Source organism: Ferrovibrio sp. GW821-FHT12F09 (assembly GCF_058806775.1).
Genome location: NZ_JBXAPZ010000001.1, coordinates 2,480,105 through 2,493,210 on the forward strand (window position 1 = coordinate 2,480,105; position 13,106 = coordinate 2,493,210).

Annotated in this window: 14 protein-coding genes; 10 read left to right on the plus strand and 4 right to left on the minus strand. The window is 64.4% G+C overall.

What is annotated here, in order from left to right:
- Positions 1 to 3: 3 nt before the first annotated feature.
- Positions 4 to 1,920 (minus strand): SurA N-terminal domain-containing protein, encoded by a 1,917-nt coding sequence (locus tag AC1ROB_RS12335; protein ID WP_492970871.1) that lies wholly within the window; start codon positions 1,918 to 1,920, stop codon positions 4 to 6.
- Between the two features lie 187 nt (positions 1,921 to 2,107).
- Here AC1ROB_RS12335 and tpiA point away from each other — a divergent pair, with 187 nt between their 5' ends.
- From tpiA to AC1ROB_RS12385, 10 genes are all read left to right on the plus strand, one after another.
- Positions 2,108 to 2,866 carry a triose-phosphate isomerase gene (tpiA, locus tag AC1ROB_RS12340; protein WP_492970870.1) on the plus strand — a complete coding sequence of 253 codons (759 nt, stop codon included), beginning with the start codon at positions 2,108 to 2,110 and terminating at the stop codon, positions 2,864 to 2,866.
- Positions 2,867 to 2,872: 6 nt separating this feature from the next.
- Positions 2,873 to 3,898, plus strand: coding sequence for a lysine-2,3-aminomutase-like protein (locus AC1ROB_RS12345; protein ID WP_492970869.1), 1,026 nt, complete (start codon positions 2,873 to 2,875; stop codon positions 3,896 to 3,898).
- A 345-nt stretch (positions 3,899 to 4,243) separates the two neighbouring features.
- Positions 4,244 to 4,552, plus strand: coding sequence for a preprotein translocase subunit SecG (gene secG, locus AC1ROB_RS12350; RefSeq protein WP_492970868.1), 309 nt, complete (start codon positions 4,244 to 4,246; stop codon positions 4,550 to 4,552).
- A 110-nt stretch (positions 4,553 to 4,662) separates the two neighbouring features.
- Positions 4,663 to 6,294, plus strand: coding sequence for a CTP synthase (gene pyrG / locus AC1ROB_RS12355; RefSeq protein ID WP_492970867.1), 1,632 nt, complete (start codon positions 4,663 to 4,665; stop codon positions 6,292 to 6,294).
- Between the two features lie 131 nt (positions 6,295 to 6,425).
- Positions 6,426 to 7,271 (plus strand): 3-deoxy-8-phosphooctulonate synthase, encoded by an 846-nt coding sequence (kdsA, locus tag AC1ROB_RS12360; protein WP_492970866.1) that lies wholly within the window; start codon positions 6,426 to 6,428, stop codon positions 7,269 to 7,271.
- Positions 7,272 to 7,274: 3 nt separating this feature from the next.
- Positions 7,275 to 7,574 (plus strand): hypothetical protein, encoded by a 300-nt coding sequence (locus AC1ROB_RS12365; RefSeq protein ID WP_492970865.1) that lies wholly within the window; start codon positions 7,275 to 7,277, stop codon positions 7,572 to 7,574.
- Positions 7,571 to 8,266: a hypothetical protein gene (locus tag AC1ROB_RS12370; RefSeq protein WP_492970864.1), complete on the plus strand. Its 696-nt coding sequence runs from the start codon at positions 7,571 to 7,573 to the stop codon at positions 8,264 to 8,266. Before AC1ROB_RS12365 ends, AC1ROB_RS12370 begins: the two co-directional genes overlap by 4 nt.
- Positions 8,267 to 8,439: 173 nt before the next feature.
- Positions 8,440 to 9,537 (plus strand): hypothetical protein, encoded by a 1,098-nt coding sequence (locus AC1ROB_RS12375; RefSeq protein WP_492970863.1) that lies wholly within the window; start codon positions 8,440 to 8,442, stop codon positions 9,535 to 9,537.
- Between the two features lie 157 nt (positions 9,538 to 9,694).
- On the plus strand, positions 9,695 to 10,975 hold the full coding sequence (gene eno, locus AC1ROB_RS12380; protein ID WP_492970862.1) for a phosphopyruvate hydratase: 1,281 nt from the start codon (positions 9,695 to 9,697) through the stop codon (positions 10,973 to 10,975).
- A gap of 11 nt (positions 10,976 to 10,986) precedes the next feature.
- On the plus strand, positions 10,987 to 11,340 hold the full coding sequence (locus AC1ROB_RS12385; RefSeq protein ID WP_492970861.1) for a hypothetical protein: 354 nt from the start codon (positions 10,987 to 10,989) through the stop codon (positions 11,338 to 11,340).
- Positions 11,341 to 11,348: 8 nt separating this feature from the next.
- On the opposite strand, the gene AC1ROB_RS12390 is transcribed toward AC1ROB_RS12385, so the two are convergent.
- From AC1ROB_RS12390 to AC1ROB_RS12400, 3 genes are read right to left on the minus strand one after another with little or no spacing between them, the layout of a single operon-like run.
- A complete protein-coding gene (locus AC1ROB_RS12390; RefSeq protein WP_492970860.1) occupies positions 11,349 to 11,543 on the minus strand; it encodes a hypothetical protein in 195 nt (64 codons plus the stop codon).
- 11 nt (positions 11,544 to 11,554) lie between these two features.
- Positions 11,555 to 11,962: a DUF350 domain-containing protein gene (locus AC1ROB_RS12395; protein WP_492970859.1), complete on the minus strand. Its 408-nt coding sequence runs from the start codon at positions 11,960 to 11,962 to the stop codon at positions 11,555 to 11,557.
- Positions 11,963 to 11,970: 8 nt separating this feature from the next.
- Positions 11,971 to 13,101 carry a glutathionylspermidine synthase family protein gene (locus tag AC1ROB_RS12400; protein ID WP_492970858.1) on the minus strand — a complete coding sequence of 377 codons (1,131 nt, stop codon included), beginning with the start codon at positions 13,099 to 13,101 and terminating at the stop codon, positions 11,971 to 11,973.
- Positions 13,102 to 13,106: the final 5 nt, after the last annotated feature.

Genomic DNA, 13,106 nt, shown 5'->3' on the forward strand with positions numbered 1-13,106 from the left:
GGTTTACTGCTCGCCGGCACTGATCGCGCGGGCGCGGGCCGCGGCATTCACGGTCACGCCGATCTCTTTCTGCAGGGTCAGGCGATACTGCTGCACCAGGTCCTGCGCAACGCCGCCGGCGAGCTGCTGTGCCGTCTGGTCCTGCTGCCGTGCAATCGAGGCCGCATCGGCCGGCTCGATACGGGTGAGGCGGGCGACGATGGCATTGGCCCCGCCGCTAGGGCCAGCTGTCGCGGCCGGACCAGTGACGACCTCGCCGACCTTGGCGTTGAACAGCGCGCCATTGATCACCGGCGAGAAATTGCGTTCTGCCGGCTGGCCCCGGGTCAGCGGCGCGCTCAGCTGCACGGTGGCGCCGATGCCGGCGGCTTCCTTGGCCAGGTCACCGCCGGCGCGCAGGCGTTCGGCGATCTGCTTGGCGCGGTCTTCGGCTGCAGTGCTGCGGGCGCGCTGCTCCAGGGCCGCAACCACATCAGCCTTCACGGCATCCAGCGGCTTCAGGGCGGCCGGCTTGACCTCGGTCACCTTCAGCACGATCAGGCCGGTTTCGCTGTCCAGAATATGCGGTTCGGCATCCGGGCCCAGTTCAAAAGCATCGGTGAAGAAGGCCGGCAGCTTGGGCAGGGCGGCCACCGGCTTGCCGGCCATATCCTGGCCCTGGTTGTCGATATCGGCCGCCTGCTGCAGCGTCAGGCTCTGCGCCTTGGCGATTTCCTCCAGCGTGGCGCCGCCGGCGATCTGGTCGTCGATCTGCTGGCGCAGCTTGACCATGCCTTCAAGCGCCTTGCGCAGGGCGATCTGCTGCTGCAGCTCAGCCTTGGCTTCATCCAGGCTGCGGGTGCTGCCGGGCTGGATGTCGGTGATGCGCAGCAGATGGAAGCCGAAGGCCGACTGCACCGGGTCGCTCACCTTGTCCTTGGGCAGGGCGAAAGCGGCATTGGCGATGCCGGCCGGCAGCTCTTCGCGCGTGACCGTGCCAAGCTTGAGATCATCGGGCTTCAGCTTCAGCAGCCGTTCGGCCATGGCGGCAAAGCTCTCGCCCTTGGCGATGGCCTCGGCGGCGGCTTTCGCCTCGGCTTCGGTGGCGAACACCACCTGCTCGACGGCGCGCTTTTCCGCCGTGACATAGGCGCGGCTGTTGGCATCGTATTCTTCGCGGATCTCGGCGTCGCTCACCGCCATCTGGCTGGCGCGCTGAGCGGCATCGAGGGCAATCCAGCTCACGCTGCGGCGCTCGGCTGCGGTATAGGCGACGGGATTGGCCTTATAGTATTCGTCCACCTGGGCATCGGTCGGCACCGGCGGGGCCGGCAGCTTGGCGGCGTCGATCACGGCATATTCGGCCAGGCGGCGTTCCAGGCGATAGGCGAGCACGGCGTCGACCATCGGCTTTGGCACGGTGGTCACGCTGCCGAACAGGCTGCCGACCAGCTGGGTGCGCGCGATGTCGTCGCGCAGCAGCGCCACCAGCATGCCTTCGCTGTAGCCTTCGTTGCGCAGATAGGTCTCGAACGCCATGCGGTCGAACTGGCCGGCCATGCCCTTGAAGGCCGGCGCGGCGATGATCATCTCGCGCACCTGCTGGTCGGTGACCTGGATACCCATGCCCTTGGCCGCCTGCACATAGAGCTTGTCTTCCACCAGACGGTTCAGCACGGTCTCGTCGAGGCCGAGCTGGCGGGCCTGGTCGGCGGAGAAGGCGTTGCCGAAGCGGCGCCGCAGATTGCTCACCTCACGGCGGAAGGCCTCGGCGAATTCGCCCTGGCCGATGGCGGTGCTGCCGACCTTGGCGACATCGCCGCTGCCGCCGAAGCCGCCGACATAGTCGGCCACGCCCCAGATGCCGAAGCTGAAGATAAGGAGCACCATCAGACCCTTGGCAATCCAGGAGGCCGCGCCGGAACGCATCTGCTGCAGCATAAAACACCCAAAAAAGTGAAGCGAAACAAAGGCTCCCGCCAGATCACATGACCCCGGGCGGGTGGGCGCGCATACTAAAGCCCGGGCCCGGGGGCGGCAAGGCGCCGGCTTTGCCTTTCCGGTCGGAACTTGCTACGAAACCCGGGCTTTTCACCCTGCATCCTTTTAGCGGCATACGAGGTCCCCCATGGTGGCGCGACGCCCCCTGATCGTCGGCAACTGGAAAATGAACGGCCTGGCCGCCAGTCTTGGCGAGGTCGCCGCTCTGGCCGGCCGCATCAAGGCACAGGCGCCGCAGGCCGAACTGGGCCTCTGCCCGCCGGCGACCCTGGTGGCGGCGATGGCGGCGGCGGCGGCGAAAGAGTCCGGCATCATGGTCGGCGGCCAGGACTGCCACGCCAAATCCGGCGGCGCCCATACCGGCGATATCAGCGCCGAGATGCTGAAGGATGCCGGCGCCAGTCTGGTGATCGTCGGCCATTCCGAACGCCGCGCCGATCATGGCGAGACCGATGCCCAGGTGCGGGCCAAGGCCGAGGCCGTCCATCGTGCCGGCCTGGTGGCCATCATCTGCCTGGGCGAGACGCTGGCGCAGCGCGACGCGGGCGAGACGCTGAAGGTGGTTTCGGCGCAGCTGCATGGCTCGCTGCCCGATGGCGCCACGGCTGCGAATACCGTGATCGCCTACGAGCCGGTCTGGGCCATCGGTACCGGCCGCACGCCGACCGAGGCCCAGGTGGCCGAGGTGCATGCGGCGATGCGCCAGCATCTGAAGGCGCGCTTCGATAGCGGCGACGGTTTCCGCCTGCTCTACGGGGGCTCGGTCAAGCCCGACAATGCGAAGGCCCTGATGGCCGTGGCCGATGTCGACGGCGCGCTGGTCGGCGGCGCCAGCCTGAAGGCCGCGGATTTCTGGCCGATCATCGAGGCGAAAGGCTTCAAGTAAACCCTCATGGGCAAGGTGGAACGCGACAGCGACGGACAGATCGCGGCCCTGAAACAGGTGGCCGAACAGTTCGCCGTGGCCGTCACGCCGCATATTCAGTCTTTAATCGACGCTTCCGATCCGAAGGACCCGATCGCGCGGCAGTTCCTGCCCGATGCGGCCGAGCTGGCGATTCACGACCACGAGCGCGGCGATCCCATCGGCGATGACGCCCACAGCCCGGTGGCCGGCATCGTGCATCGCTATCCCGACCGCGTGCTGCTCAAGCTGGTCAATGTCTGTCCGGTCTACTGCCGCTTCTGTTTCCGCCGCGAGATGGTGGGGCCAGGCTCGAAGGGCCTGAACACCGACCAGCTCGATGCCGCCATCGACTATATCGCGCAGCATCCCGCCATCTGGGAGGTCATCCTCACCGGCGGCGATCCGCTGATCGTGGCGCCGCGCCGCCTGAAAGAGGTGATCGCCAAACTCAACGCGATCCCGCATCTGGGCGTCATCCGCATCCACAGCCGCGTGCCGGTGGTCGATCCCGCCCGCATCAACGACGCGATGATCGACGCGCTGAAAAGCAGCGACAAGGCCGTGTGGCTGCTGCTGCATGCCAACCATGCGCGCGAATTCGTCAGCGAGGCCAGGGGTGCGATCCGCAAACTGGTCGAGGCCGGTGTGCCGATGCTGGGGCAATCCGTACTGCTGCGCGGCGTCAACGACAGCCCGGCGGCGCTGACCGACCTGTTCCGCGCCATGGTCGCCAACCGCATCAAGCCGCATTACCTGCATCACGGCGACCTGGCGCGCGGCACCAGCCATTTCCGGCTCAGCCTGGAAGAGGGCCAGCAGCTGATGCGCCGGCTGCGCGGCCATACTTCGGGCCTGCTGCAGCCGACCTATATCCTCGACATCCCCGGCGGGCACGGCAAAGTGCCGGTCGGGCCGGCATATATCGAGCCGCAGGCGGATGGGTCCTGGCAGGTCACCGACCCCTGGGGCTGCACACACGCGTATGACGATCCGGGCCTCCCGGAGCGCTGAACCGCCCGCTGAAGCAGTCTTGGCTGGCGCTATTCGCGCTTATTCGAGTCTTATTTCTCCTTATTTGAGTCTTATCCGGGCTTATTCGATCCTTATTGCGGCTTATTCGGTCTTATTTCGTGCGGGCCGCTTCAATCCGATTGAGGCGTCAGGCCCGGCCAATACTTCTCCATTGCGCCTCAAGGCGTTGTAGGACCGGGCGGTGGATCGACAGGGACAAGGCAATCGTGAACATTATGGGAACATTTGCCCAAAGTCAATTCCCCGATCCCTTTGCGTCGGCAGGGTCTTTCCCTATCTGAGGGGAGGGTGTAAAAGCCCCCGGACTTTGGAGAGATTCGACCCATGATGACCTTCCTTCTGGTGGTGCATATCCTGCTGGCCCTGGCGCTGATCGGCGTCATTCTGGTGCAGCGGTCGGAAGGCGGCGCGCTGGGCATGGGCGGCGGTGGCGGCGGCGGGTTCATGACCGCGCGCGGCTCGGCCAACCTGCTGACCCGTACCACGGCGATTCTGGCGGTGCTGTTCTTCATCACCAGCATCACGCTGGCGATTCTCGCCGGCGGTCACTCCAAGCCGCGCTCGATTCTCGACGCGCCGGCCACCTCGGCCCCGGCCGAAGCCCCCAAGCCGGCCGTGCCGCTGTCGCAGTAAGCGTTTCTAATCGCCTGAACTGAAAGACTCTTTTCGTCTTTGTGAAATCGCGCGAGTCGGCGCGAACGGACCCTTTTTTGTGTCGGATGGATAGGTTAGACAGGTCTCCCATGACGCGGTACATCTTCATCACCGGCGGCGTGGTCTCCTCCCTCGGAAAAGGTCTCGCTTCGGCGGCGCTCGGCGCCCTGCTGCAGGCGCGCGGCTATACCGTCCGCCTGCGCAAGCTCGACCCCTATATCAACGTCGATCCGGGCACCATGAGCCCGTATCAGCATGGCGAGGTCTTCGTCACCGATGACGGCGCCGAGACCGATCTCGATCTCGGCCATTACGAGCGCTTCACCGGCGTGCCCGGCCGCAAGACCGACAACATCACCACCGGCCGCATCTACCAGACCGTGATCGCCAAGGAACGCCGCGGCGACTATCTGGGCGGCACCGTGCAGGTGATCCCGCATATCACCGACGCCATCAAGGACTTCATCGCCGACGACCGCGAAGGCGTTGACTTCATGCTGGTCGAAGTCGGCGGCACGGTGGGCGATATCGAAAGCCTGCCCTTCCTGGAAGCCATCCGCCAGTTCGGCCTGGAAGCCGGCCGCGGCCAGGCGGTTTATATCCATTGCACGCTGGTGCCGTTCATTGCCGCCAGCGGCGAGCTGAAGACCAAGCCGACCCAGCATTCGGTGAAGGAGCTGCGCTCCATCGGCATCCAGCCCGATATCCTGCTCTGCCGTGCCGACCGCGAGATTCCGCAGGGCGACCGCCGCAAGATGGCGCTGTTCTGCAATGTGCGCGAAGAGGCCGTGATCGAGGCGCTGGACGTCAGCACCATCTATGCCGCGCCGCTGTCCTATCACGAGGCCGGGCTGGACGTGCAGGTGCTGAAAGCCTTTGGCATCGATGCCGGCAAGGCGCCGGACCTGAGCGGCTGGCAGAATGTCGTGCAGCGCGTGATCGCGCCCGAGAACAAGGTCAAGGTCGCCATCGTCGGCAAGTATACCGGCCTGAAGGATGCGTATAAGTCGCTGGCCGAGGCGCTGGTGCATGGCGGCATCGCCAACAACGCCCGCGTCGATATCGAATGGATCGAGTCCGAGATATTCGAGAAAGATGAGACCGCGCTGCAGGCGCTGGAGGGCGTGCATGCCATCCTGGTGCCCGGCGGCTTCGGCGAACGCGGCTCGGAAGGCAAGATCCGCGCCGTCACCTTCGCGCGCGAGCGCCGCATTCCCTATTTCGGCATCTGCTTCGGCATGCAGATGGCGGTGATCGAGGCGGCGCGCAATCTCGCCGGCCTGAAAGACGCCAGCAGCACCGAATTCGGACCCGCGAAAGAACCTCTCGTGGGCATGATGACCGAATGGATGCGCGGCAACGAACTGGAGCAGCGCAGCCAGGCCGGCGATCTGGGCGGCACCATGCGGCTCGGCGCCTACGATGCAGCGCTGAAGCCCGGCAGCCGCGTGGCTGAGGTCTATGGCAACACGACCGTGTCGGAACGACATCGTCACCGGTATGAAGTGAACACCAAGTATCGCGGCAAGCTGGAAGGCTGCGGCCTGGTCTTTTCCGGCATGTCGCCCGACGGCCTGCTGCCCGAGATCGTGGAATTCCCCAACCACCCCTGGTTCATCGGCGTGCAGTATCATCCGGAGCTGAAGTCGAAGCCGTTCGAGCCGCATCCGCTGTTCGCCAGCTTCATCGAAGCTGCGCTGAAGCAGTCGCGACTGGTCTGACCATAGAGTGTCATGGCCGGATTTATTCCGGCCATCCACGTCTTTGTAATGGAACGACCCTAAGTAAGGCGTGGATGCCCGAGACAAGCCCGGGCATGACAGTTGTTATTTAAGTCATGGAGCCTTTGGCCGTGAGCGAAGCCCCCAATCCCATCCGCCATATCAGGATCGGCAATTTCGAGATCGGCAACGACCTGCCGTTCACGCTGTTGGCCGGGCCCTGCGCCATGGAAAGTCATGACCATGCCATCGATATGGCCGGCTCGCTGAAGGAACTGACCGGAAAGCTCGGCATCAACTTCATCTACAAGTCGTCGTTCGACAAGGCGAACCGCACCTCGATCCGCAGCAACCGCGGCTTTGGGCTGGAGAATGCGCTGCCGGTCTTCGATGAAATCCGCACCGTGCTCGGCCTGCCGGTGGTGACCGATGTGCATACCGAGGAACAGTGCCTGCTGGTCTCCGACAGCGTCGACATGCTGCAGATTCCGGCCTTCCTGAGCCGTCAGACCGACCTGCTGCTGGCCGCGGCGGCGACCGGCAAGGCGGTGAATGTGAAAAAGGGCCAGTTCCTGGCGCCCTGGGACATGAAGAACATCGTCGAGAAATTCGACCATGCCGGCAATCCGAACGTGCTGCTCTGCGAACGCGGCGTCTCTTTTGGGTACAATACGCTGGTCAACGACATGCGGGCGCTGCCGATCATGGCCGAGACCGGCTGCCCTGTTGTGTTCGACGCCACGCATTCAGTGCAGCAGCCGGGCGGCAAGGGCTCCAGCTCGGGCGGCGACCGCCGCTTCGTGCCGATCCTGGCGCGCGGCGCCGTGGCGATCGGCGTCGCCGCCGTATTCATGGAGACGCACAAGGACCCGGACAGCGCGCCGTCCGACGGCCCCAACATGGTGCCCTTCGACCAGATGGAAGGCGTGCTGGAGCAGTTGCTCGAATTCGACCGGCTGGCGAAGCAGGGACATTGAGGCATGACGACATCGGAGAAATTCTCCGCGCTGTCGCCCATTGCTAAAGTGGCATTGCTGACGCGCCTCGTGCACACTGAGACGATACAGGCTCGCGATGCCTATGATGCACCAGATCAGCAGGAGATGCTGCGTCACAGCAACGAGATGGTGCACCGTATCGTCGGCTATATCTCAGCCATTCTCGATGGCCGTACATCGCCCGAGCAGGATGCATCGATACTGCTGATGCTTGGCGATGTGCCGCACCTGGCTGCGCAATTGGCGGTCCTCTTGGGCGTTCAGGCTAGTGCCAGCGAATGATGCATGCTGGCTCATTTCTGCGAATTTTCATGGCCGGGCTTGTCCCGGCCATCCACGTTTTTCAGTTTGCCGCGATTTTGGTTATGTTCTTTGGAACTGTTGTGCAGAGTGGAGTGGCTTGGGCTACTGAACCACGCTCGTGTCCACCGGTAAGTGACGAGTATTTCTTCCCGCGTGACACATTTGCGGGCCTTTACCCGGGGCACGATGCTTTCGTTCGGTCTTGGTATTCGCGGCATTTGGCGGCCATGGGCGAGCCATCGATTTCCTGCGATGTGGTTGTCGGTGAAGTATATCGCTTTCTGTGGTTGCGAACTTGGGGACGGCCGGTGGTTATTCGGGCGACACGTCATGAGGGGCGTGCGGAGCTGGAAGTCATCGAATTATCCGGTGCCGGTGGCTATGACCCCGGTGAAGTATTGAGCCAAGTCAAGCGCACATTATCTGGTGCGGAGTGGCGCCGTCTGGAGGACGCGCTTGCGGATAGCAAATTCTGGAAGCTACCCGTGATTGACGACCGCCTCGGTCCAGATGGAACTCGGTGGATTGTCGAGGGCCGGCGCGGTGAGGCTTACCACGTTGTTGATCGGTGGAGCCCCGAGCCCGGCAGCTATCTCGATCTCGGTCTACTGTTTCTGGAACTGGCGGGTATGGAGCCGACGGACCATAAAGGGCGCAGGCGGAGACAGTAGGCGTGGATGCCCGGGTTAAGCCCGGGCATGACAAGGAGAATGCGTTGGCGATGCATGGAACGCCTTCATCCCGCCACGATCCTCGTGTCTAAATAGCGTCAGGCAGAAGACGGCCTGCCGCGGGCGGCGGGCATGACGGGGGACGGGGAATGCTTCGGATCATGATGGCGGCCATGGCCGCGTATGGGGTGGCCGCGGGTCTGGTGATGAGCGCGCCGGCGGCGGCGCGCGATCCGCGCAGCCTGCAGTATCTCGGCGAGGTTTCGGGCGACTCTGTCGCGGCGCAAAGCCCGCATCCCTATCGCCTGTCGATGAATGCCTTGCCGGCCGGCAGCGCCGCGCTCCTGCAGCAGTTGCAGGCGGGCATGCCCAAGGGCGCGGTGCTGCAGCAGCAGGCCTGGTTCCAGCGCAACGGCCAGCCGCAGTATCTGGCCATCGTATGGGACATGGAGAAGGTCGAGGATTCCGATGAGGGGCGCGAGTATCTGGTCGTTTACAGTCTGAGCCGCAGCGGCGGAGCCCTGAAGGCCGACCGCGTTGCCAGCACCAGCCAATGGATGGTCCGGATCGTCGAGCCGAGCGGCGCCGATCCCTTCAACGAAGGCGTTGGGCTGATGTTCGTCGATATCGGGTCCGGCGGTTCGGGCTACAGCGGCTACGGCCAGTCCGTCCTGCGGCTGGATGACGACCTGACCGAGATCACGCCGCAGGGGCACGGCCGCCTGATCCTGTCCGACTGGCTGCCCGGACAGACCCGTTTCGTCATGGTGGCGTCCAACGACCGCTGGGGCAATTACTACCGCGGTTGCGGCCAGTGCGGTCCGCTGGTGCCTGTGGTGCTGACCCGCCGCGAAGACCGTTATGTCGAGGCCTGCGATGCCGTTCCGGCCTATTACGAGCAGCGCCTCGCCTTCGGCCTCTCCAGCATCGCCAGCCGCAACGAGCGCCAGAGCGTTGGCGATTTCCTGGAGAACCGCACCGACCTGATGCTGAACTACATCCAGATGGGGCGCATGGACGAAGCGCGCCGGCAGTATGCCGCCATGATGTCGGGCAGCCAGTCGGTGTTGGAGGAGCAGGCAAAGAGCATGACGGCGGAGGAGATGGCGAAGCTCGCCGAGGCGGTGCGGCTGACGCTGCAGGAGATCGCAAAGGATTTCCTGCCGGTGCTGGCTGCTGCCGAGGCGGCGAACCGCCCCTGCCGGCTGCAGGCCTATACCGGCCCCGAACGCCATGACGGTTTCACCGCGCGGGTACAGCGCGGCCGGTGACCGGCCGGACGCAAGCACGCGACCCCGGTTTTCCACAGCATTTGCTCCTGTTTAGCCACGGGTTCCGGGCGGTCCGGGCCTTGCCGGAACCGCCCTGCCGGGCTATCCATGCGACCACCTTTTTCCTGCCTTCCGGCCCTTAAGAGGACCCCCTGACATGAGCGGCATCACCGATATCCTGGCGCGCGAAATTCTCGACAGCCGTGGCAACCCGACTGTGGAAGTGGACGTCGTGCTGGAATCCGGCGCTTTCGGTCGCGCTGCCGTGCCGTCGGGCGCCTCAACCGGTGCCCATGAGGCCGTCGAACTGCGCGACGGCGACAAGAAGCGCTACCTGGGCAAGGGCGTGCTCAAGGCCGTCGAAGCCGTGAATACCGAACTCTATGACGCGCTGGCCGGCTTCGAGGCCAGCGAGCAGCTGCGCATCGACCGTACCATGATCGACCTCGATGGCACGCCGAACAAGGCGCGTCTCGGCGCCAACGCCATTCTGGGCGTCTCGATGGCCGTGGCCAAGGCGGCGGCGGCCGAAGCCGATCTGCCGCTGTATCGCTATGTGGGCGGGGCTGCGGCCCATGTGCTGCCGGTGCCGATGATGAACATCATCAACGGCGGCGCTCATGCCGACAATCCCATCGACGTGCAGGAATTCATGATCATGCCGGTGGCGGCCGAGAGCATCGCCGATGCCGTGCGCATGGGTGCCGAGGTGTTCCATACGCTGAAGAAGAAGCTGAAGGATGCCGGCCACAACACCAATGTGGGCGACGAGGGCGGCTTCGCGCCGAACCTGCCGAGCACGCGCGGCGCGCTCGACTTCATCATGCAGGCCATCGAGGCAGCCGGTTACAAGGCCGGCAAGGACGTGATGATCGCGCTGGATGCCGCCAGCACCGAATTCTTCAAGGACGGCCAGTATCATCTCGACGGCGAGAACCTGAAGCTGTCGCCGTCTGACATGGTGAAATACTGGGCCAAGCTGGTCGGCGACTATCCGATCGTCTCGATCGAGGACGGCATGGCCGAAGACGACTGGAAGGGCTGGAAGGAACTGACCGACGTGATCGGCGCCAAGTGCCAGCTCGTCGGCGACGATCTGTTCGTCACCAACCCCAAGCGGCTGGCCGATGGCATCAAGCAGGGTGTCGGCAACGCCATTCTCGTGAAGGTCAACCAGATCGGCACGCTGTCGGAGACGCTGGAAGCCGTCGAGCTCGCGCACAAGAACGGCTATCGCGCCGTGATGTCGCATCGCTCGGGCGAAACCGAGGACAGCACCATTGCCGATCTCGCGGTCGCCACCAACTGCGGCCAGATCAAGACCGGCTCGCTGGCCCGTTCGGACCGCATGGCCAAGTACAACCAACTGATCCGCATCGAGCAGCAGCTCGACAGCGCAGCCTTCTATCCGGGCCTCTCGGCCCTCAAGGGCCGCTAAGCAGACAGTCGATGATGAGCCGGGGGGTAATCATCATCGCACTCGCCGCCGCGCTGTGCATTGCCGGCGCGGCGGCGGACTCTTTTGCCCAGTCGATGAATATCGTCGGCAAATGGGCGGTGAGCCAGAGCCGCTGCGAGGACGAGGTGCTGGAATTCAGCGCCGATGGCAAGTTCCATTCGACCCTGGACGAACGCGAGACCCGCGAGGGCAAATACCGCCTCGGCCGCGACCGCATCATCCTGATCGACGAGGACGAGCCCGACCGCGAACTGGCGCTGATGATCCTGGATTACACGCCGACGCGGCTGGTCGCTTTCGACGAGACCATCGAAAGCGACCGCCGCCTGGTGCGGTGCCGCTGACCGGCCGATCAGCTGGCGGTGTGACGCTCCAGCAGAATGCCGAGCGCGATGGCGCCGACACCGTGCAGAATGGCCGAGAGCATGCCCGATACCGTACTCATCATCTGGGCCGGAGACTCGATCAGGTAGCTGAACTGATTGAACAGGGCGATGACGACATAAAGCACGCCGAAGACTTTCAGAATCCAGACAATCGCTTTCATTGCTTTCCCCCTCAGTACGTCATGCATGCGGCGTTAAGCACACCGATGCCGACCGAGAATACTGCCGATATGGTGCCGGCGGCCATCTCGTTGTTGGTAATGCGGGCCGGCAGGTTGGGCAGAAGCAAACGCAGTACACTGAACACCAGAACCTGCACGATCAGCGCCACCGCGCCCCAGACCAGCATGTCGATCAGGCTGAGCGAACCGACGATCACGCTGCCCAGCGGCAGCACGAAGCCGAGCAGGGCGCCGCCCAGCGAGATGGCCGCCGCCGTGTTACCCTGACGGATCAGCGTCCATTCATGCTGTGGCGTCAGGCGCGTGTAGATCGCCAGGAACAGGGCGAGCAGGAGCACCGCGCTGACGAAGTAGAGCGCGAAGTCGGGCAGGGTGATCAGGTAGCGGCTGACGGTCATGATCTCTCTCACTCAAACAGATGCGGCACGAAGCGGCTGGTGTTGCGGGTGATCGGACTCTTGTCTTCGCGGATGCCGAGCCCGCAGGCGCGCGAGGCGATCACCCAGACGCCGAGCACCGGATAGAAGCCGTCGAATGCCGGCATCTCGATGGCCTGCTGATACACGAGCTTCTCGGGCGCCGGATCGCCGCTGGCCGGCGTCTGCGCCACGATCTGGCCGGCCGCGTCATACTGCGTGATGCCGCCGCCCTCGCGGCCCCAGAAGGGTTTTGCAATGCGCGGCCCCTTGATGTCGGCCGCATCGAAGCTGGCCGGCAGCAGGTTCTCATGCTCGGGATGCGCCTGCCACAGCAGCGGCAGGATCGCCTTGGTGGAGAGCAGCATCTTCCAGGCCGGCTCGATCATCTTGACGCCGCTGGGTTGGATGTTGGCGGAAAAATCTTCCTGCAGCAGCCATTCCCAAGGGTAGAGCTTGAACAGCGTGGTGATCGGCTTGGCGGCGAGGTCGACGAAGCGCTTGCCGGTCCAGCCGATCTCGTCGATGAACAGTCGGTCGGTGTCGAGCCCAGCCTGCACGGCGGTATCGCGCAGATACTCGGTGGTGCCGAGGTCTTCGGCATGGTCGCGCACGCAGGTGAAATGCACGCGATGGCCCCAGAGGCCGAAATGCTTCCAGGCCTCGATCAGGGTCTCGTGGATGCCGTTGAACTGGTCGCAGTGGTTGCAGTAGCTGTCGAGCCATTCCCACTGCACGACGCTGGCTTCATAGAGCGCGGTCGGCGTGTCGGCATTGTATTCGAGCAGCTTGGGAGGTTTGGTGCCGCACCAGGCGAAGTCGAAGCGGCCGTAGAGATTCTTGTCCTGGCGGCGCCAGCTGTCCTCGACCAGGCTGCAGGCGCGATCCGAAATCCCGAACGCACTGTAGTCGCCCCTGGCGATGATGCCATCGAGCAGTTCGAGGCTCATATCCTCCAGCCGCTGGGCCGCATCGTCGATCACATCGACCTCGGCCGCGGTGAAGCGATAGGCGGCGTCCTCGCACCAGTAGGGCTCGCCGTTGATCGTATGGAATTCGAAGCCGATCTTCTCGGCCCGCTCGCGCCAGTCGGGGCGCGGCTCGACCGTCAGCCGCTCCATCGGTG